The sequence below is a fragment of the Streptomyces sp. NPDC028711 genome, from assembly GCF_055565415.1.
Genome location: NZ_JBVHUJ010000011.1, coordinates 128,324 through 145,576 on the forward strand (window position 1 = coordinate 128,324; position 17,253 = coordinate 145,576).

Here is a 17,253-nt window from a genome sequence, read left to right on the forward strand (position 1 = left end):
GGAAGGCGATCAGGCCTTCACGACGCCGGACTCGGCGACCTTGATGGTGGCGCTGGTGGCGCCGGAGCGGGAGCCGAGGCCCTCGATCTTCTTGACCAGCTCCTGGCCCTCGACGACCTCGCCGAAGACGACGTGCTTGCCGTCGAGCCAGTCGGTGACGATCGTGGTGATGAAGAACTGCGAGCCGTTGCTGTTCGGGCCGGCGTTGGCCATCGAGAGCAGGAACGGGCGGTCGTGCTTCAGCTTGAAGTTCTCGTCGGCGAACTTCTCGCCGTAGATGCTCTTGCCGCCGGTGCCGTTGCCGCGGGTGAAGTCGCCGCCCTGCAGCATGAACTGCGGGATGACGCGGTGGAACGGGGAGCCGGCGTAGCCGAAGCCGTGCTCGCCGGTGCAGAGCTCGCGGAAGTTCTGGGCCGTCTTCGGGACGACGTCGTCGAACAGCTTGAAGGTGATGCGGCCCGCGGGCTCGTCGTTGATGGTGATGTCGAAGTAAACGTTCTCGCTCATGGGGACATCCTGTCATTACTGACGCACGGCGCGCGCACGGGCCGCCTCCTCCCGGGTCACGGCGCGCCGGTGCCCCGCGGCCCGTGAGCGCGCGGGGCCCCGGTCGAGGCGTGGGACAGGCGGCTCAGAGCACCCCACCGGCGCCGGGGACCGGAAGGGTGCCTTCGGCGCTCTGGACGGTGTCGTGGAGGACGGTCTCGACGCCTTGGTCCTCCTGGAGGAGGCCGGTGGCGCCGCCCAGGGGGCTCTCGGCCGCGTTCGCCTGCGGCGGAGGGGTGATGAGGGCGGTGACGACGCCTGCGGCGAGGGAGGCGATGGCGAGCATGCTGCGCTTCTTCATGCCCTGGTCAACTGCTGAGCGGCCCAGGGGTTACGGCCGGCCGCCGCCGGATCCACAGGAGGAGCAGCAGGGAGGCGACGGCGGCGAAGGCGCACCAGGTGGAGAGGAACGCGGTGCTCCACAGGAGGGCGCAGACGGCCGCTCCGGCGCCGGTGACGAGGCCGAGGAGCCGCAGTGACCGGTCGCGGGCGAGGAGCAACGCGCCGACGGTGGCCAGGAGATACCCGGCGAGGAGCGGGGGCGCGTACGGCAGGTCGACGACGTAGCCGAGGGTGTGGCCCCGGACCTCGGCGGTGACGGGGCGGGTGGCGAGGCGGTACGCGAGGAATCCGGCGGTCGCGGTTCCGGCGGCGAGCGGGACGATCAGGCGCGCCCGGTCGGCGGGGCGGGCGGCGGCGAGGACGCCGGCCGGCACCCACAGGGGCAGCAGGGGGAGGGCGATCACGGCCCAGACGAGAGTCGCGGTTCCGGTTCCGCCCCCGGCGCGCCAGACGGCCGCCTCCACGATCTGGTGGGCGCCGAGGAGCAGGGGCAGGGCGGCGAGGGGCGCGTCCCCGGGACGGCGTACGGAGGCGAGGCAGGCCGCCCCGACGGCGCCGATCCCGATGCCGGCCCAGAGGTCGGCCGTCGCACTCCAGCACATAGCGCACTCTTACCTCATATCGGGTGGAACCGTATGGTTGTGGTGGATGTCTCTCCCTGTGACACCACTGTCCCCGGAGCAGGAGAAATTGGGGGACGTCATGCATCACCGTCACACCCTCGCGGCCGTCGCCGCGGGAATCCTCTTGACCTCCGGGATCGGCTCCACGATCCCGGCAGGCGCCGCGAAGGCCCCCTCCCCGAACGCCTCGACCCAGGCCACGGCCCTGGTCGTCAACGCCCGCTGGGGCGGCCACGCGACCTTCGACCGGCTCGTGATCGACGTGCGGGGTGCCATGCCCCCGGTCACCGTGCGCCAGGTCGCCGCTCTCCATCAGGACGGGTCGGGGCTGAAGGTCCCGCTGGCCGGGAAGCACTTCCTGGAGATCCGTCTCTCCCCCGCCGCCGCCCACGACGACGCCGGTAGGTCCGTCTACCAGGGACCCCGGCTGCAGAAGATCAATCTGCCCGCGCTCAAGGGAGTCGCGCTGACCGGCGACTTCGAGGGCGTGGTCACCATCGGAGCCGCCTTCGACACCAAGCCCGCCTACAAGACCTTCCGTCTGCACTCCCCGGAGCGCTTCGTCGTCGACATCGCCCACCCGGTGGGGTGCCGGGCCTGAGGCACGGGGGTGGGGCCGTCCTCACGCACGGCCCCACCCCTCGTGCTCCGCTACTCCTCCCGTAGGGCCGTCCTCGTGCGCCGGTCCTTCACCGGCCGGTGTCCAGGGACACCGGCCGGTTGTCCATGTACACCGGTACGCCGGTCCTGCGGGCCCGGTCGACGCCCGCGAGGCGGCCGAACTCCCCCGGCTCCATCTCCCGCTCCCACTCGTCCAGCGTGCGCAGGCTGTACTCGCTGTGTTCCTCGGGGTCGAGGACGATCCCGGCGACCTGCTCGTCCGTCAGCTCTCCGCCGTCGAAGATGAAGCCGATGTGGTTGGCGGGCCACTCCTCGCCCCGGTCGGTGACGAAGTGCGTGCCGAGGAGCCGCGGGGCGCCGGTGAAGGTGATGCCGGTCTCCTCGTGGCACTCGCGTACCGCCGTCTCCCAGGGCGTCTCCCCCGGGTCCATGTTGCCGCCCGGCCACTGCCACGGCTCGCCGCGGTAGGTGGCGCGCAGCTGGAAGGGCCGGCCTGCGGTGTCGGTGAAGTAGAGGCAGGCGTACGCCGTCGCTCTCGGCAGGGTCTCCACGTACTCGACGGGCGGCAGCCAGATGTTCGCCATGGGCGGCTCTCTCTCGACGGACCGATGGGTTCGCCCTCATCCAAGCGGGCCCCGCACGGCGGCCCGGCCGCTCACGAGTCGATCACCGGATCGTGTGACCACGCGGGCCCGTCAGACCGCGGAGACCAGGCCCGCCTCGTACGCGATGATCACCAGCTGCACCCGGTCGCGGGCGTCCAGCTTGGCGAGCAGCCGGGTCACATAGGTCTTGGCGGTGGCGACGCTGATGTGGAGCGCGGCGGCGACCTCCGTGTTGGAGAGGCCACGACCGACAAGGGTGAGGACCTCGCGTTCGCGGTCCGTGATCCCGTCGGTCCCGCGTCTCGGTGCCGCGGCGGCGGTCCTCGGGCGGTCGGTGAACTCCTTGATGAGCCGCCGGGTGACGCTCGGGGCGATGAGGGCGTCGCCCGAGGCGACGACCCGGACGGCGGCCAGGATGTCGTCCAGGGCCATGTCCTTCACCAGGAACCCGGACGCGCCCGCGTGCAGCGCCCCGTACACGTGGTCGTCGTCGTCGAAGGTGGTGAGCACGACGACCCGCGCGCCGGTGGCGCCGCCGGTGATGAGGCGGGTCGCCTCGATGCCGTCCGTTCCCGGCATGCGCAGGTCCATGACGACGACGTCGGCGCCGGTCTCCTCGACGAGGCGGACGGCCTCGGCTCCGTTCGCCGCCTCGCCCGCGACGACCAGGTCCGCGGTGTCGGTGATGACCATGCGGAGCGCGGTGCGCACCAGGGGCTGGTCGTCGGCGAGGAGGACCCGGACGGGCCGGGGAGTGGTGGTCTGGCTCATCGGGCGGTGACTCCTGTGGGGAGGGGGAGGCGGGCGGTGACGCGGAAGCCGCCGTCGGGGCGGGGTCCCGCGGTGAACTCCCCCTGGAGCAGGGTGACGCGTTCCCGCATCCCCGCGAGGCCGTATCCCGACCCGCCTGCGGCGCGCGCCCGGTCCCGGCCGGGGACGGCGCCCCGGTCCTCGACGGTGACGACGAGCGCCTCGGGGTCGCGCTGGTCGACGGTGACCGTGCAGGAGTCGGCGCCCGAGTGCCGTACGACGTTGGTGACGGACTCCTGGACGACCCGGAAGGCGGAGAGGTCGATGTCCGGGGGCAGGGGGCGGGGCGCGCCGGCGCGGTGCACGGCGACGCGGACACCGGCGGCCGCGGTGACCTCCGCGAGCCGGTCGAGGACGGCGAGGCCGGGCGGTTCGGGGTCGGTGGCGGGGCGCGGTCCGGAGCCGCCGCGCTCTTCCGGGCGCAGTACTCCGAGCATCCGGCGCAGTCCGGCCAGGGTCTCCCGGCTCGCCGTCTCGATCTCGGTGAGGGCCTGTCGGACCTGGTCCGGCTGGGTCTCCATGACACGCCGGGCGGCGCCGGCCTGCAGGGCGACGATGCCGATGCTGTGGGCGACCGTGTCGTGCATCTCGCGGGCGATGCGGAGCCGTTCGGCGGTGACCGCCTGTTCGGCGGCCTGGGCGCGGCTTCGTTCGGCGTACGTCCGGCTCTGGTGCTCCGAGCGGCCGAGGAGCCAGACGACGGCGGCGGCGAGGGCCACGGCCAGGGCGCTGGTGGTGCCGATCTCCCAGCCCGCGAGCAGTCGGACCGTCAGATGAGCGACGAGGACGCCGACGGCGAACAGGAGCGCCCGGGCGGCCTCGCGGGGCGGCCCGGTCGCGGCGATGACGTACAGGGCGACGTCGACGGCGAGGTACTGGGCGAAGGGGATGGCGGTGACGCCGAGCGGGGTGCTGCCGACGACCGCGGCGGCGAGGAGGAGCCAAAGGGCGGCGGCCGGACGCCGGGTCAGAAGCACGCTGCCCCGCAGGGCGAGGGCGGTGGCGAGGACCAGCATGGTGATGCCGTCCCAGCGGAGGAAGATCACCCCCGCCATGACGTCGGCCTCCTCCTGGCCGGGCAGCCGAACCCGGAGCAGGGCGGTGAACAGGAGGCCCGCGAGCCAGGCCAGGGCGGTCCAGGCACCCGGAGTGACCCTCTTGAGGAACGGTGCTGACGGGGTGGCGGACATGGGCGTGATCGTAGGGGACGCCTCTCGCCCGGGGCATCGGACCTGGGGTGTACGACCAGGGGTGACAGTCCTCGGCGCCGATTGTCCGCGCCGGTCCGATGCCCGGCCCGGGGGCGGGGCGGCACGGTGGTGTCCATGATCGAAGTCATCGAACTCACCAAACGCTACGGCGCCACCACCGCCGTGGACTCACTGAGCTTCACGGTCCGGCCGGGGCGCGTGACCGGATTCCTCGGGCCGAACGGGGCGGGCAAGAGCACCACGCTGCGGATGGTCCTGGGGCTGCACAGGCCGACGAGCGGGTCGGTCACGGTGGACGGCCGGCCGTTCCGGGACCGGCCTCGCGGCCTGCGGCACGTCGGCGCGCTGCTCGACGCGGGCGATGTGCAGGACGGCAGGACCGCACGGGCCCATCTGGCGGTCCTGGCGCGCGGCAACCGCATCCCGCTCGCGCGGGTCGACGAGGTCCTCGACGAGGTCGGCCTCACGGCCGCGGCCCGGCGCCGGGTCGGCGGCTACTCCCTGGGCATGCGGCAGCGGCTCGGTATCGCGGGCGCGCTGCTCGGCGACCCTCCGGTGCTGCTCTTCGACGAGCCGCTCAACGGCCTGGACCCGGAGGGCGTGAAGTGGGTTCGGGGGCTGTTCCGGCGCCTCGCCGGCGAAGGGCGCACGGTGTTCGTCTCCAGCCACCTGATGAGCGAGATGGAGCACACCGCCGACGACCTGGTCGTCGTCGGCCGGGGCGCGCTGATCGCGGAGGAGAGCCTGACGGAGTTCGCGGCGCGCGGGGCCAGGCTGAGCGTGACCGTCGGCACGCCCGACCGGGCGGCTCTCACGGCGCTGCTGCTCACGGAGGGTGCGGAGGTCCGCGAGGAGTCCGGGGTGCTGACGGTGACGGGGCTCCCGGCGGCCAGGATCGGCGAACTGGCCCTGGAGCACCGGGTGCCGCTGCACCAGCTGACCACCCGTACGGCCTCCCTGGAGGAGGCGTTCATGGAACTGACCGCCGGCAGTGTCGAGTACCTGGCAGGAGACGCCCGATGACCGCCTTCACCGTGACGGAGCCCCGTCCCCGGTTCCTCGACCTGGTCGCCTCGGAGTGGCTGAAGCTGTGGTCGCTGCGCTCGATGGGGTGGGCGCTGCTGCTCAGCACCCTGACCGTGGTCGCCTTCAACGTGGGCACGGCCTGGGACCACTACCGCTACTGGTACCAGTACGACGCCCGGAGCCGGGCGGACTTCGTCGCGAACGAGATTCCGCTGAGCGACGCCTTCACGGGGAACGCGTCGCTGGTCCTCATGCTGTGCGCGGCGGCGATGGGCGCGACGGCGCTGGTCGGCGAGTACGGCAGCGGTCTGATCCGTACGACGTTCGCGGCGGTGCCGGCGCGCGGAGCGCTCATGGCGGCGAAGGTCCTCGCGGTGACCGTGGTCCAGCTGCTCTTCGGGGCGGTGGTCGCGGGCGGGTCGTTCTGGCTGACGCAGGCGGTGCTCTCGGCGCGGGGCGCGGGGCTGCCGATCACCCATCCGGGGGCGCTGCGGATCGTCGTGGCCTCCGCGCTGCTCGCCCCCGTCTGCGCGCTGACCGGGATGGCCCTGGGAGCGCTGCTGCGGCGCGGCGCGGTGGCGATCGTCGCGTCCGTGGTGGTGCTGCTGCTCCTGCCGATGATGTTCAGCGAGCGGCGCCGTCCGACGGCTGTTCTCGCACACGCCACGCCCGCGCGTGCCTGGCAGCGGCTGGCCTGGCCCGGCCCGGTCGAGCCGCCGTTCCCCTGGACGGCGGGCGGGGCCTGGCTGGTGTACGCGCTGTGGGCGGCGGGCGCGGTGGCGGTCACGGTGCTCGCGGTGCGGCGCCGGGATCAGTGAGGAGGCTCGTGGTTCGGCTCCGGGGCCGGTGAGGTGGCTCAGCCCGCGGTCGTGCCGTTCCGGCGGAGGCGGCGTCGGAGGAGGTGCTCGTGGACGAGTCGTCCGGTGAGGGCGCCTCCGTAGACGACGAAGCCGACGCCGACGAGCCAGGACTGGAGGACGAGGACGGTGCCGAACTGGCCGTACGTCACCGCGTTCGAGGCGATGAGCGGGGAGAACACGAGCTGGGAGAAGATCCGCAGTCCGAGGAGGCCGAGCGCCGTGAGGGCGGCTCCCGGGGCGAGGGCGCGCCAGCGGATGCGGCCGCAGAGCAGGAACTGCTGTGACCACCAGAAGAAGACGAAGGTGCCGAGGAGGTCGACCGCGGCGACGAGCGCGGTCATGACGGCCGAGGACTCGGCGGGGGCGGGGGTGGCGACGAAGAGGAGGAGGGAGGTGACGAGGACCGCGAGCCAGACGACATGGCGCCACATGGTGTGCCAGCGGGCCGTGGGGAGGTCCCAGACCCGCTCGTACCCGGTCTGTACGGCGGATCCGAAGGTGACGCCGAAGGCGGCGAGGGCGGCGAGGCCGAAGGCGGTGGTGCGCTGCAGGGCCTGGCCCGGCTGGCCGAAGAGCCGCTCGACCTCCTCCTGGGAGACCTGGGAGACGCCGAGGCCCTGGACGAGCCAGCGGGCGAAGCCCTGACCGCTCGCGAGGTCGGCCGCGGCGACGACGATGAGCAGCGGGACGAGCGTGAGCAGGCTGAGCGCGGCGAAGCCCATGGCTCGGTGCATCAGCTCCATGGCCCGGCCGCGGTTCCAGGCCAGGCCGAGGGGCGAGGCGAGGACACGGGCGTGGAGTCGCTGGAGCCGGTGGCCGTGTTCGGCCGGGGCGCCGTCGTGCGGCGGACCGGGTGGGAAGCGCATGCCTCGTGAGGTACCCGGCCGGGCGGTGGGCCATCGCGGGGAGGGGGCCGAACGGGTGCCGGCGGCGTCTCGTGGAACCGGCTGGTCGTCGGCCGGCGGTGCGGGAGTCCGCGGCGGCCACCGGTTGGGTCGTCGGCCGGCCGATCCGGGGGCCCGGGCGGCGTCAGGCGTGGAGGCGGCGGGCGCCCGGGCCCGGGCGGACGGTGACGTCACGGGCGGCGAGGGTGGCCCGTTCGTCGCCCTCGCACTGGACGACGACCCGGACGGGGGCACCGCAGTCGGTGTGCCGGACGTCGAGGACCGGGCCCTCGGGGTCTCCCGCGTGGGTGTCGCCCCACTGCTTGAGGGCGAGGAGCACGGGCCAGAGGTCGACGCCCTTGGGGGTGAGCCGGTACTCGTAGCGGGTCCTGGTGCCGGGTTCGCGGTAGGGCTCCGCGCGCAGGACGCCGGCCGTGACCAGTTTGCGGAGGCGGTCGGCGAGGACGGCCTCGGAGAGCCCGAGATGACGGCGGAACTCGTCGTAGCGGCGGACGCCGTTGAAGGCGTCCCGCAGGATCAGCAGGGTCCACTTCTCGCCCACCAGGTCCAGCGTGCGGCGGACCGAGCAGTTCTCCGTGTCCGTCTCCAGCCACTTCATCGTCCCACTGTAGCCACCTGACTGCGTCGTTGACAGTCAGCTGCGGCGAGGGCTAGCTTCGCTGCACAGAGCCAGCCGGGTGACGGCCGGCCACGACGGGCGGAGAGTGGTCATGGGGCGGTCGCGCACGGTCGAGTGGGAGGACGCGGGCGCCACCGCGCGGGCGGCCGGAACGATGGCGGGGCTGGACTTCCTGCGGGAGATGGTGGCGGGACGGCTGCCCGGCCCTCCGATCGCAGCACTCCTCGGCTTCGGCCTCGACGAGGTCGAGGACGGGCGCGCGGTGTTCGTCTTCGAGCCGGGCGAGGAGCACTACAACCCGATCGGCAGCGTGCACGGCGGCGTGTACGCGACGCTGCTCGACTCGGCGGCCGGCTGCGCGGTGCACTCGACGCTCCCGCTCGGCACGGCGTACACCTCGCTCGACCTGTCGACCCGCTTCCTCCGGCCGCTCACGGCCGCCACCGGCAAGGTGCGGGCGATCGGCACGGTGCTCTCGCGGGGGCGCAGGACCGCGCTCGCCGAGGCGGGCCTGTACGACGCGGAGGACCGGCTGCTCGCCCACGCGACCAGCACGTGCATGCTGTTCCCCGCACCGGCGGAGGGTTCCGGGGGCACGCGCGCGTAAAGGACGGGGATCCGGGAATCGGGCTCAGCGGATGCCGGAGACCGGGCGGGTGCGGGTGCAGCCGTCAGGGGCGACGTCGGGGACGCCGTTGGCCTGGAGGGCGGCGCTCACCAGGGTGGCGAGCAGGTCGATGTCCGATCCCATGTCAAGACGGACGGTGACCCATCCGGATCCGGCCCGCAGGCGGACCGCGCTCGACCCGAGGAGGGCCGGGCGCAGCTTCGCGATCATGGCGCGGGTGAGATGGACGTCGGCCTCGTGTTCACCGTGGAAATGGACGATCTCGTGCGTCGCGGTGCCCAGGCCGAGCGCGGCGCCGCAATGGGCGCGGCCTGGTGTCAGCGAGGGCCAGCTCATCAGACGTTCACTGGCATGCCTGGCCGTGTTCATACGGAGGAGCGTGCCGGGCGCGGAGGCCGCGCACAAGCGTCCTGCCGGAAGAATCCCGCCCAGCTGCGAAACCCGTCGTGACCTGGGGTGGTGTGACCGTGTGTCACGGCGCTCCGTGGGGAGGATGTGACCCGGTGTCACTGCGGCGCACGCGCGCGGACGCGGGCGGCGAGGACGGCCACGTCGTCCTCCGCGCCGTGCGCGCCGAGGCGGCGGAGCACCTCGTCGACGACCTGGCCGGGGCCGGAGCCCGCGGGGAGCCGGAGGGCCGCGAGACGGGCGAGCGACACGTCGATGTCCTCGCCCCGCCGTTCGACGAGTCCGTCGGTGAAGATCAGCAGGGTCTCGCCGGGGGTGAGCGGACGGGTCGCCGGTTCGTAGCCCCCGACGCCGGTGCCCAGGGGCGGGCCCACCGGGAGGTCGACGAGTTCCGCCTGGCCGTCGGCGCCGAACACCACCGGCGGCAGGTGCCCGGCGCTGGCGAAGGTGGCGGTGCCACGGGCCGGGTCGACCCGGACGAGCAGGCAGGTGGCGGGGCGGCGGGCATCGTCCTCGGCGACCACGGAGTCGAGGTGGCGCAGGACCCGGTGCGGGGGGAGGTCGGTCGCGGCGACCTCGCGGAGCGCCGTGCGGTAGGCGTTCATGTCGACGGCCGCGTCGAGGCCGTGGCCCATGACGTCACCGACGACGAGGAGGCTGCGGCCGAAGTGGAGCCGTACGGTCTCGAACCAGTCGCCGCCCACGAGGGCGCGGGGTCCTGCGGGGAGGTAGCCGCCCGCGACCTCCAGATTGGGGTGCGGCCTGCCCGGTTCGGCCACGAGGGCCCGCTGGAGGTGGAGCGCGGTGTCCTCGGTGGCCGCGAGGCGCCGGGCATGGCCGAGGTGCCGGGCCGCGAGCCGGGCGGCGTGGCGGAGGAGAGCCGTCTCGTCGGCGGAGAAGGGCGGGCCGCCGGTACGGGTGAGGGTGACCGCTCCGAGGGGCTCCTCGTCGTGCACGGCGAGGGGCACGGAGAGCCGGTGGGCGTCACGACTCCCGGGGGCGGTGGCGCCGGGGGCGGCGGGTGGGCGCGAGGCGGCGGGTTCGCCGGAGTTGGCGGGTTCGCCATCGATGGCCGGCGCGGTGGCGGGGCCGGGGCCGCCGGCCGGGGCGGTACGGGTGGCGATCGTGGCCGGGCCGGTAGGGGCGGTGGTGACGGGCGTCGGCGGTTCCGCGCGGGCGGCGCGCCGGGGCGGGGTGCCCCGCTCCGTCACCAGGTCGACCGCCGCCGAGGCGCCAAGACGGCGCGCGGCGAAGGTCGCGAGTTCGCGGCAGGTGGCCGTCTCGTCGAGGGTCGTGCCGATCTCGCCGACCGCCTGCTCCATGGCCCGCACCCTGGCAAGGAGGGCCTCGTCCCGTTCCGTCACGACACCTCCACCGCCGCGCGGTCCCCGGGTGGCGTACCCGGTCCTCCATTGCACCAGCGGCCGGCTTCCCGCGCGCGGGACGGTTGTGCGCCGGTGCCGGATCTGATCAAGTACAGCAGAGGCTACTGGCCGGTAAGAGACTCGCTCCCGGGGGGACGGCATGACGACCACGACGACCGGATTCTTCAGCTGCGTGGACGACGTCGCCGAACGTCTCGCGGCGACCGGCTACCTCGCGTCGCCCGCCGTCGCCACCACCGTCTTCCTCGCCGACCGGCTCGGCAAGCCGCTGCTCGTCGAGGGCCCGGCCGGCGTCGGCAAGACGGAGCTCGCCAAGGCCGTCTCCGAGGTGACGGGCGCGCGCCTGGTCCGGCTGCAGTGCTACGAGGGCGTCGACGAGTCCCGCGCGCTCTACGAGTGGAACCACGCCAAGCAGCTGCTGCGGATCACGGCCGGCCGTGGCGAGTCGTGGGACGAGACGCGTACGGACATCTTCGGCGAGGAGTTCCTGCTCCCCCGGCCGCTGCTCACCGCGATCCGGTCCGACGGGCCGACCGTGCTCCTGATCGACGAGACCGACAAGGCGGACGTCGAGGTGGAGGGGCTGCTCCTGGAGGTCCTCGGCGACTTCCAGATCACGGTTCCCGAGCTCGGCACCATCAGGGCGAGCCGGCGGCCGTTCACCGTGCTCACCTCGAACGCGAGCCGCGAACTGTCCGAGGCCCTGCGCCGCCGCTGCCTCTTCCTGCACATCGGTTTCCCCGAGGAGGAGCTGGAGCGCAGGATCGTCACGCTCAAGGTCCCCGGGCTCGACACGGCGCTCGCCGCTTCCGTGGTGCGGGTCGTCGGGGCGCTGCGGGCCATGGACCTGCGGAAGGCGCCGTCCGTGTCGGAGACGATCGACTGGGCCCGTACCCTGCTCGCGCTCGGCGCGGACCGGCTGGACGAGCGGGTCGTACGGGAGACCCTGGGCGTCCTTCTGAAGCACCAGGAGGACATCGTGAAGGCTGCTGCCAAGCTCGACCTGGACGCGGTGTGAGCCCGGCGGAGCCGACCGGGGCGGGGGCCGTCGGGCGCCTCACCGGCCTGGTGGGGGCGCTGCGCGCCCATGGGTTCGGGATCGGGACCGGGGAGACCGTCGACGCCGGGCACGCGCTCGACGCCGTCGGCTTCACGGACCGCGAGCGGGTACGGGAGGCGCTGGCGGCGACCCTGCTGCACGGGGAGGGACAGCGCCCGGTGTTCGACCGGGTCTTCGACCTGTACTTCCCGCTCGGGCAGACAGGGGCGGCGGGGGCGTACACACACGCCCCGGCGGATCTCGCGGCGCTGCGCGAGCGGCTGGCGGAGGCCCTCACCGCCGGTGACGGCGCCGCCCTCGACCGGCTGGCCGCCGAGGCGGTGGACGGTTTCGGCGGCTTCGGCTCCGCGCCCGGCTCGGACGGCTGGTCCTCGTACCAGACGCTGTCCCGGCTGCGCCCGGAGACGCTGCTCGCCCGGGTGAGGGAGCGGCACAGGGCTGCCCTCCCCACGGAGGACGCCGAGTTCACCGACCGTCTGCTCGACGACGAGATCCGGCTGCGCATCGAGGCGTTCCGCGAGCGGGTGCGGACCGAGGCACGGCGGCGCGTCGCCGAACGGCGGGGGCGGGACCTGGTCGCACGCCGCGCGGTCGCGGGGACGGCGGACCAGGTGGACTTCCTCCTCGCCGGGCGGGCGCAGCTGGACGAGCTGCGGCGTACGGTACGGCCGCTGGCGCGGAAGCTGGCCACGCGGCTCGCGGCCCGGCGGCGGCGGGCGGCGCGCGGGGAGATCGATCTGCGGCGGACGCTGCGTCGCTCTCTGTCGACCGGGGGCGTGCCGGTGCGCCCGGTCCTGCGGCGACGCGCTCCTCGGCGGCCGGAGCTGGTCCTGCTCTGTGACGTCTCGGGTTCCGTGGCCGGTTTCGCCCAGTTCACGATGCTGCTCGTGCAGGCCCTGCACGACCAGTTCAGCCGGGTGCGGGTGTTCGCCTTCGTCAACCGGGTGGACGAGGTGACGCGGCTGATCGCCCGGGGTTCGGCGGACCCGGCGGGGCTCGGCGACCGGATCCTGGCGGAGGCGGAGCTGACGGGGTGGCACGGGCAGAGCGACTACGGGACGGCGCTGGGGGAGTTCGCCGACCGGTACGCGGAGGCCGTCGGCCCGCGCACGGTGGTCTTCGTGCTCGGGGACGCACGGACCAACGGCTCCGATCCGAACCTCGCGGCGCTGCGGCGGATCGCGGACCGGGCCCGGCGGGTCCACTGGCTCAACCCCGAGCAGCCCTCGCTGTGGGGCACGGGGGACTCGGTGGCCCCGGCCTACGCCGGAATCGTCGAGATGCGTCCGTGCCGGAACGCCCGCCGGCTGGGGGCGCTGATCGGCCGCCTGCTGCCGGTCTGAGGACGGGGGCGTACGGCGCCGGGGGCGCAGGAACGGCGGGGGGCACATCCGTCCGGGTCCACGACGAGAGGGATCCCGTACACACGGCCGTACATCGCGGGGCGCGGGCCGCCGCGTCGCCGGCGTGGCACGATCGCTCCATGGCCACCGGATCCGACCGCCCCGACGCGGATCTCCCCCGCGCCGTCGGCGCTCCCGCCACGCGCGCGCTCGCCGCGGCCGGGTACACCCGGCTCGACCAGCTCGCGGGGGTGCCCGCCGCCGAACTCGCCGCGCTGCACGGCGTCGGGCCGAAGGCGCTGCGCGTGCTCGGTGAGGCGCTCGCGGAGCGCGGACTGACCCTGGGGTGACCGGGGTGACGTACCGCCGCCCCCGGAGGAGTTCCGGTCCCGGTTGTACGGCGGGCGGGCAATCGAACTAGCGTGGCCCCCATGGAACTCTTGGGAGAGATCTCGGCCGGCCGTCCCCTGCTCGTCCTCGCCGTCAAGGAGGAGGCGCAGTTCCTGGACACGGACCTGCCGGTGTTGTTGACCGGCATGGGCAAGGTGAACGCGGCGACCGCGCTCGCGACCGTCCTGGGCCGGGGCCCGCGCCCGTCCGGGATCGTGAACCTGGGGACGGCCGGGGCGCTGCGGAGCGGCTGGACCGGCACGCACGTCGTCGGCACCGTCGTCCAGCACGACCTCGACGGCGAGCTGCTCGCCACGCTGACCGGCGAGACGTACGGGGCTCCGCTGTCGCTGCCCGACGGCGGCGACGTGGTCCTCGCCACCGGGGACGCGTTCATCTCGGACGAGGCCGCCCGCGCCCGGCTCGCGGAGCGGGCGCCGCTCGTCGACATGGAGGGGTACGCGCTCGCGGTGGCCGCGGAGCTCGCCGGGGTGCCGCTGCGCATCGTGAAGCACGTCAGCGACGAGGCCGGTGACGGTGCCGCGCGCACCTGGCGCGAATCGGTCGCCGAGTGCGCGCGGGCGCTCGCCGACTGGGCGGAGGCGAACACCCCGTACCGCGGCTGACGGCACGGGGGCCCTGTCGGTCAGCGGTGCTGGATGTGGACCTCGGGGTTCGCCGGTGACGGGCCGTCGAGCAGCGGGCGCGGGACTCCGCGCAGATGCCGGTCGAAGAAGGCGGCGACGTACGTCCGGGTGACGACGACGGCCCTGTCGGTGGGCAGTTCGGGCTGGGGCAGACCGAAGTGTCGTGTGATCACGGGGCCGTCGGAGAAGGTGAAGTGCTCGGATCCGGCCACCGTGATCCAGCGCTTCCACCCGTCGAGCGCGGTCCACGTCCGGTCCCAGGTGGTGTCGGTCCCGCCGGGCAGATGCATGGCGTCGTGGGTCCCGAGCATCATGAACGGGCGGCCCCGCAGGCCCTCCGGCGGAAGGTCCTCCCAGAAGGACCCGTCCATGTTGATCCCGGCGTCGACGCGCGGATCGGCCACCATCGCGGTGGCCGCGCTCGCCCCGCCGATGGAGTGCCCCGCCATGCCGATCCTGCGCGCGTCGATCACGTCGGCGTGCCGCCAGGCGGGTCGGGGGCCGGTGAGGCGGTCGATGACGTACCGCATGTCGGCGGCGCGGGTCGAGGTGACCACGCTGCCGTGCACCCCGCCCCCGTCGAGGGCGGTGCAGGCGACGCAGGTGAGGGTACGGCCGCCGGGAACGCTGATGCCGGACGACTCGTAGGCGTGGTCGACGGAGGCGACGACGTAGCCACGGGAGGCGAGGTCCTCGGCCAGATGCGTGAGGGTCCAGCGGGAGACGCCGAAGCCCGGCGAGAGCAGTACGAGGGGGTGGCGGCCCGGGGCCGGCCGGGCGTCGGTCCTGCTGTGGGTGCGCGTCCTGGCGAGCACGTCGCCGGGGACGGCGGGCCCGAGCTGTCCGGCGAGCAGCCGCGCCTCCTCCCGGGTGGCGTACGGGGCGGGGCGTCCGCCGCCGGGGCGCGCGGCGGGGTAGTGGAGCGTGACCATCAGTTCGCGGCCGTCGGCACCGGGGACCCAGGGGTCCGTGCGGGACCGGTCGACGAGCGGCAGGACGGTGCTGCCGAGCGCGTACGGCCCGGTGGGCGCGGGGAGCGCGGCCCGCGTGACCTCCGGCGCGGGTGCGGCGACCGGCGCCGGGCCCGAGGCCGTCGCGGTGGCCGCCGTGGCGAGGGTGACGGGTAAGGCGAGGGAGCCGGCGAGAAGCACGGCCGCGGCCGCTCTGGTGAATCGGTTCATGACGTGCACGTTAGGGACTTGGGGTTGCTCGGCGCGTCGTGCTGTGGGCTCATGTCGCGGCAGACCGGGGGCTGACCCGGGTGGGTGACGGGGCTTTGACAGGGCAGGACGCGCCTGCGGCGGACACCGTGACGTGAGCGGCGGAGGGGTGCGCGAGCCGTTGGGCCCGTGTACCCCTCCGCGATACGACCTGGCGGAGGTCAGCCGAGAGGCAGTTCCAGGAACGAGGGATCGTCCGCGGGGGAGCCGATGACGGTCTGCGTCCAGGTGACGGACGCGTCGCCGTACAGCGGGTCCTTGCTGTCGACGACCAGCATCAGGCGGTGGCCGGAGGCGATGTCGTACGCGGCCGCCTGGAGCGTCCAGGTGACGGTCCTGTCCTGATCGGGCGTCAGGCCGTACACATTGAGCGGTTCATGGCTGATGATGCGGGCCGTGTCGTCCTCGGCGACGTCCAGGAGGTGGGCGTACAGGCTCGCCGAGGTGGCGGTGGAGCGGACGGTGAGGCGAAGCCGCGGGATGCCGCGGACGCGGCGGCCGGCCGCCTCGCCCCCGTCGGACGGGACGAGCGGTTCCGTCGTCCACGCGACCGCGTGCCGGCGGTCGATCTTGCGGGTGTCGTAGATCTTGGGGTTGCCCGCCCACTCCGCCTGGCCGGTCTTCATGAGGCCGTCCATGGCGGTGGCCTCGGTGTCCACGCCGGCGAGGAACGCGCGCCGCCAGCCGGTCCCCTCCGCCCCGTGCGCTCCCCCGCCGGCGGGAAGGAGACGGCCGTCGGAGCCGCCCGCGCCGTCGCCGGTGAGGCCGTACACCTCGGTGGACCGCGTGACCTCGCTCCAGTCGGCCCTCGTCTCCCGGCGGGCGGGCGTGACGATCCGGTTCTCTCCGGTCGGCTCGCCGGTCTCCGGGTCCAGGACCGGTTCCGTCACATAGGTGAACATCACCTGGTTGCAGACCTTCGGCCAGTCCTCGACGCCGTTGCGCTCGCCCTTGAGGTGGTGGTCGAGCCAGGCGTACGCCTCCGCCATGGGGAGGTTGACCTCGCCGGGCGTGGCGGGCGGGCCGATGAGCGCGGGACCCTCGGGCGCGGCGTGGTCGCCGATCCACAGGTTGAGCCGCTTCGGGACGTCCAGGCCGTTGAAGGTCTCCAGGGTCTGGTTGACCGCGAAGAGGCTCTCGTGCCAGGTGTTGGAGAAGAAGGTCGGCGTGCCCTTCTCGTTGGTCAGGTGGAGGTACGACTCGGGGGCGCGCAGCCGGCCCCAGTCGACGACGGTGTCCAGGTTCCGGTCGGCCTGGAAGTCGGCGAGGATCCGCTGGTTGTCCTCGTCGAACTTGCTCTCCACGGACCCGCCGGTGAGGGCGAGAAGGGCCTTCACGGCAGCGAGGTGACGGGTCTCGTGGTCGTAGAGGCTGGTCGCCAGGTTGCCCCAGGTGCTGAGCGCGACGACGGCGGCGACCCGGTCGTCGTGGGCGGCGACGAGCTGGCTGATGCCGGAGCCGTAGGACTCGCCCATGAAGCCGATGGTGCTCGGGGCGAAGTGGTCGACGGCGAAGTCGATGACGGCGGAGCCGTCGGCCCAGTCGTGCGGCCCCGCGACGTCGACCAGGCCCCCGGAGGTGGACGGCAGTCCGGGGATGCCGAGGCCCCGGGGGGGTGTAGGCGAGGACGTGGTAGCCCTTGTGGGCGAGGACGAGGTACGACCAGAGGAACAGCGGCCAGCCGAAGGGCGTCCAGCCGGCCGGGACGACGACGAGCGGGTGCGGGCCCGGGCCGAGCTGCCGGAGGCTGAAGGCGGAGAGCCGCACGTCCTCCGTGGCCCCCTCGACGCGGTGGTAGGCGGGCAGGGCCAGGCCTCGTACCTCCCTGACGAACGCGGCGAGTTCGGCGGGGAGCAGCACGTCGGCGATGTCGGTGCCGCCGATGCCGTCGGTGCCGTCCGTGTCGTCGGGCGGGCCTCCCAGGAGCGCGTTGGCGAGTGTCTGGCCGAGCCGGACGGCACCGGGGTCCACCGTTCCGTCGGCGGCCCAGAGGCCGCGTCCCGT

At 73.9% G+C, this 17,253-nt stretch carries 20 protein-coding genes; 8 read left to right on the top strand and 12 right to left on the bottom strand.

The genetic code is table 11. From position 1 onward, the window contains the following. Positions 1-9: 9 nt before the first annotated feature. From ACZ4VK_RS29190 to ACZ4VK_RS29200, 3 genes are all read right to left on the bottom strand, one after another. The gene (locus ACZ4VK_RS29190; protein WP_468358348.1) at positions 10-507 is read right to left on the bottom strand and encodes a peptidylprolyl isomerase; all 498 of its coding nucleotides are present in this window, start codon (positions 505-507) and stop codon (positions 10-12) included. 124 nt (positions 508-631) lie between these two features. Next, positions 632-847, bottom strand: a complete 216-nt coding sequence (locus tag ACZ4VK_RS29195) for a hypothetical protein (protein ID WP_468358351.1) — start codon at positions 845-847, stop codon at positions 632-634. Positions 848-854: 7 nt separating this feature from the next. Beyond that, positions 855-1,490 carry a DUF6629 family protein gene (locus ACZ4VK_RS29200; protein ID WP_468358354.1) on the bottom strand — a complete coding sequence of 212 codons (636 nt, stop codon included), beginning with the start codon at positions 1,488-1,490 and terminating at the stop codon, positions 855-857. A 100-nt stretch (positions 1,491-1,590) separates the two neighbouring features. Between ACZ4VK_RS29200 and ACZ4VK_RS29205 the strand changes: the two genes are divergently transcribed. After that, a complete protein-coding gene (locus ACZ4VK_RS29205) occupies positions 1,591-2,112 on the top strand; it encodes an AMIN-like domain-containing (lipo)protein (RefSeq protein ID WP_468358357.1) in 522 nt (173 codons plus the stop codon). A gap of 88 nt (positions 2,113-2,200) precedes the next feature. Here ACZ4VK_RS29205 and ACZ4VK_RS29210 read toward each other — a convergent pair whose 3' ends face one another. From ACZ4VK_RS29210 to ACZ4VK_RS29220, 3 genes are all read right to left on the bottom strand, one after another. Further along, positions 2,201-2,716 carry an NUDIX domain-containing protein gene (locus ACZ4VK_RS29210; RefSeq protein WP_468358360.1) on the bottom strand — a complete coding sequence of 172 codons (516 nt, stop codon included), beginning with the start codon at positions 2,714-2,716 and terminating at the stop codon, positions 2,201-2,203. 111 nt (positions 2,717-2,827) lie between these two features. Beyond that, positions 2,828-3,508 (bottom strand): response regulator, encoded by a 681-nt coding sequence (locus ACZ4VK_RS29215; protein ID WP_468358363.1) that lies wholly within the window; start codon positions 3,506-3,508, stop codon positions 2,828-2,830. Beyond that, positions 3,505-4,737, bottom strand: coding sequence for a sensor histidine kinase (locus ACZ4VK_RS29220; protein ID WP_468358366.1), 1,233 nt, complete (start codon positions 4,735-4,737; stop codon positions 3,505-3,507). Before ACZ4VK_RS29220 ends, ACZ4VK_RS29215 begins: the two co-directional genes overlap by 4 nt. Before the next feature lie 135 nt (positions 4,738-4,872). Between ACZ4VK_RS29220 and ACZ4VK_RS29225 the strand changes: the two genes are divergently transcribed. Together ACZ4VK_RS29225 and ACZ4VK_RS29230 are read left to right on the top strand one after the other, a co-directional pair. Continuing rightward, positions 4,873-5,781, top strand: a complete 909-nt coding sequence (locus ACZ4VK_RS29225) for an ATP-binding cassette domain-containing protein (protein WP_468358370.1) — start codon at positions 4,873-4,875, stop codon at positions 5,779-5,781. Continuing rightward, positions 5,778-6,602 (top strand): ABC transporter permease, encoded by an 825-nt coding sequence (locus ACZ4VK_RS29230; RefSeq protein ID WP_468358373.1) that lies wholly within the window; start codon positions 5,778-5,780, stop codon positions 6,600-6,602. Before ACZ4VK_RS29225 ends, ACZ4VK_RS29230 begins: the two co-directional genes overlap by 4 nt. A gap of 38 nt (positions 6,603-6,640) precedes the next feature. On the opposite strand, the gene ACZ4VK_RS29235 is transcribed toward ACZ4VK_RS29230, so the two are convergent. Both ACZ4VK_RS29235 and ACZ4VK_RS29240 read right to left on the bottom strand, forming a co-directional pair. After that, on the bottom strand, positions 6,641-7,510 hold the full coding sequence (locus tag ACZ4VK_RS29235) for a YhjD/YihY/BrkB family envelope integrity protein (protein WP_468358376.1): 870 nt from the start codon (positions 7,508-7,510) through the stop codon (positions 6,641-6,643). 163 nt (positions 7,511-7,673) lie between these two features. Next, positions 7,674-8,147, bottom strand: coding sequence for a winged helix-turn-helix transcriptional regulator (locus ACZ4VK_RS29240; RefSeq protein WP_468358379.1), 474 nt, complete (start codon positions 8,145-8,147; stop codon positions 7,674-7,676). Positions 8,148-8,259: 112 nt separating this feature from the next. Here ACZ4VK_RS29240 and ACZ4VK_RS29245 point away from each other — a divergent pair, with 112 nt between their 5' ends. Then, on the top strand, positions 8,260-8,775 hold the full coding sequence (locus ACZ4VK_RS29245; protein WP_468358382.1) for a PaaI family thioesterase: 516 nt from the start codon (positions 8,260-8,262) through the stop codon (positions 8,773-8,775). A 24-nt stretch (positions 8,776-8,799) separates the two neighbouring features. Here ACZ4VK_RS29245 and ACZ4VK_RS29250 read toward each other — a convergent pair whose 3' ends face one another. After that, on the bottom strand, positions 8,800-9,165 hold the full coding sequence (locus tag ACZ4VK_RS29250; RefSeq protein WP_468358385.1) for a luciferase domain-containing protein: 366 nt from the start codon (positions 9,163-9,165) through the stop codon (positions 8,800-8,802). A 137-nt stretch (positions 9,166-9,302) separates the two neighbouring features. Continuing rightward, positions 9,303-10,526: a PP2C family protein-serine/threonine phosphatase gene (locus ACZ4VK_RS29255; protein WP_468358821.1), complete on the bottom strand. Its 1,224-nt coding sequence runs from the start codon at positions 10,524-10,526 to the stop codon at positions 9,303-9,305. 202 nt (positions 10,527-10,728) lie between these two features. Here ACZ4VK_RS29255 and ACZ4VK_RS29260 point away from each other — a divergent pair, with 202 nt between their 5' ends. The 4 genes from ACZ4VK_RS29260 (at position 10,729) to ACZ4VK_RS29275 (ending at position 14,008) form a co-directional block, all read left to right on the top strand. Further along, positions 10,729-11,607, top strand: a complete 879-nt coding sequence (locus ACZ4VK_RS29260) for an AAA family ATPase (RefSeq protein ID WP_468358388.1) — start codon at positions 10,729-10,731, stop codon at positions 11,605-11,607. Beyond that, a complete protein-coding gene (locus ACZ4VK_RS29265; protein WP_468358391.1) occupies positions 11,604-12,992 on the top strand; it encodes a vWA domain-containing protein in 1,389 nt (462 codons plus the stop codon). The genes ACZ4VK_RS29260 and ACZ4VK_RS29265 overlap by 4 nt, the downstream gene beginning before the upstream one ends. A gap of 140 nt (positions 12,993-13,132) precedes the next feature. Further along, positions 13,133-13,342: a helix-hairpin-helix domain-containing protein gene (locus ACZ4VK_RS29270; RefSeq protein WP_468358394.1), complete on the top strand. Its 210-nt coding sequence runs from the start codon at positions 13,133-13,135 to the stop codon at positions 13,340-13,342. Between the two features lie 81 nt (positions 13,343-13,423). Beyond that, on the top strand, positions 13,424-14,008 hold the full coding sequence (locus ACZ4VK_RS29275) for a nucleosidase (protein ID WP_468358397.1): 585 nt from the start codon (positions 13,424-13,426) through the stop codon (positions 14,006-14,008). A gap of 20 nt (positions 14,009-14,028) precedes the next feature. On the opposite strand, the gene ACZ4VK_RS29280 is transcribed toward ACZ4VK_RS29275, so the two are convergent. Together ACZ4VK_RS29280 and ACZ4VK_RS29285 are read right to left on the bottom strand one after the other, a co-directional pair. After that, a complete protein-coding gene (locus ACZ4VK_RS29280; protein WP_468358400.1) occupies positions 14,029-15,210 on the bottom strand; it encodes an alpha/beta hydrolase family protein in 1,182 nt (393 codons plus the stop codon). 200 nt (positions 15,211-15,410) lie between these two features. Then, on the bottom strand, positions 15,411-17,210 hold the full coding sequence (locus ACZ4VK_RS29285; protein ID WP_468358402.1) for a CocE/NonD family hydrolase C-terminal non-catalytic domain-containing protein: 1,800 nt from the start codon (positions 17,208-17,210) through the stop codon (positions 15,411-15,413). Between the last annotated feature and the right edge of the window lie 43 nt (positions 17,211-17,253).

Coding starts and splice junctions, on each gene's coding strand:
- ACZ4VK_RS29190 (WP_468358348.1), bottom strand. CDS start 507: ATGAGCGAGAACGTTTACTTCGACATCACCATCAACGACGAGCCCGCG.
- ACZ4VK_RS29195 (WP_468358351.1), bottom strand. CDS start 847: ATGAAGAAGCGCAGCATGCTCGCCATCGCCTCCCTCGCCGCAGGCGTC.
- ACZ4VK_RS29200 (WP_468358354.1), bottom strand. CDS start 1,490: ATGTGCTGGAGTGCGACGGCCGACCTCTGGGCCGGCATCGGGATCGGC.
- ACZ4VK_RS29205 (WP_468358357.1), top strand. CDS start 1,591: ATGCATCACCGTCACACCCTCGCGGCCGTCGCCGCGGGAATCCTCTTG.
- ACZ4VK_RS29210 (WP_468358360.1), bottom strand. CDS start 2,716: ATGGCGAACATCTGGCTGCCGCCCGTCGAGTACGTGGAGACCCTGCCG.
- ACZ4VK_RS29215 (WP_468358363.1), bottom strand. CDS start 3,508: ATGAGCCAGACCACCACTCCCCGGCCCGTCCGGGTCCTCCTCGCCGAC.
- ACZ4VK_RS29220 (WP_468358366.1), bottom strand. CDS start 4,737: ATGTCCGCCACCCCGTCAGCACCGTTCCTCAAGAGGGTCACTCCGGGT.
- ACZ4VK_RS29225 (WP_468358370.1), top strand. CDS start 4,873: ATGATCGAAGTCATCGAACTCACCAAACGCTACGGCGCCACCACCGCC.
- ACZ4VK_RS29230 (WP_468358373.1), top strand. CDS start 5,778: ATGACCGCCTTCACCGTGACGGAGCCCCGTCCCCGGTTCCTCGACCTG.
- ACZ4VK_RS29235 (WP_468358376.1), bottom strand. CDS start 7,510: ATGCGCTTCCCACCCGGTCCGCCGCACGACGGCGCCCCGGCCGAACAC.
- ACZ4VK_RS29240 (WP_468358379.1), bottom strand. CDS start 8,147: ATGAAGTGGCTGGAGACGGACACGGAGAACTGCTCGGTCCGCCGCACG.
- ACZ4VK_RS29245 (WP_468358382.1), top strand. CDS start 8,260: ATGGGGCGGTCGCGCACGGTCGAGTGGGAGGACGCGGGCGCCACCGCG.
- ACZ4VK_RS29250 (WP_468358385.1), bottom strand. CDS start 9,165: ATGAACACGGCCAGGCATGCCAGTGAACGTCTGATGAGCTGGCCCTCG.
- ACZ4VK_RS29255 (WP_468358821.1), bottom strand. CDS start 10,526: ATGGAGCAGGCGGTCGGCGAGATCGGCACGACCCTCGACGAGACGGCC.
- ACZ4VK_RS29260 (WP_468358388.1), top strand. CDS start 10,729: ATGACGACCACGACGACCGGATTCTTCAGCTGCGTGGACGACGTCGCC.
- ACZ4VK_RS29270 (WP_468358394.1), top strand. CDS start 13,133: ATGGCCACCGGATCCGACCGCCCCGACGCGGATCTCCCCCGCGCCGTC.
- ACZ4VK_RS29275 (WP_468358397.1), top strand. CDS start 13,424: ATGGAACTCTTGGGAGAGATCTCGGCCGGCCGTCCCCTGCTCGTCCTC.
- ACZ4VK_RS29280 (WP_468358400.1), bottom strand. CDS start 15,210: ATGAACCGATTCACCAGAGCGGCCGCGGCCGTGCTTCTCGCCGGCTCC.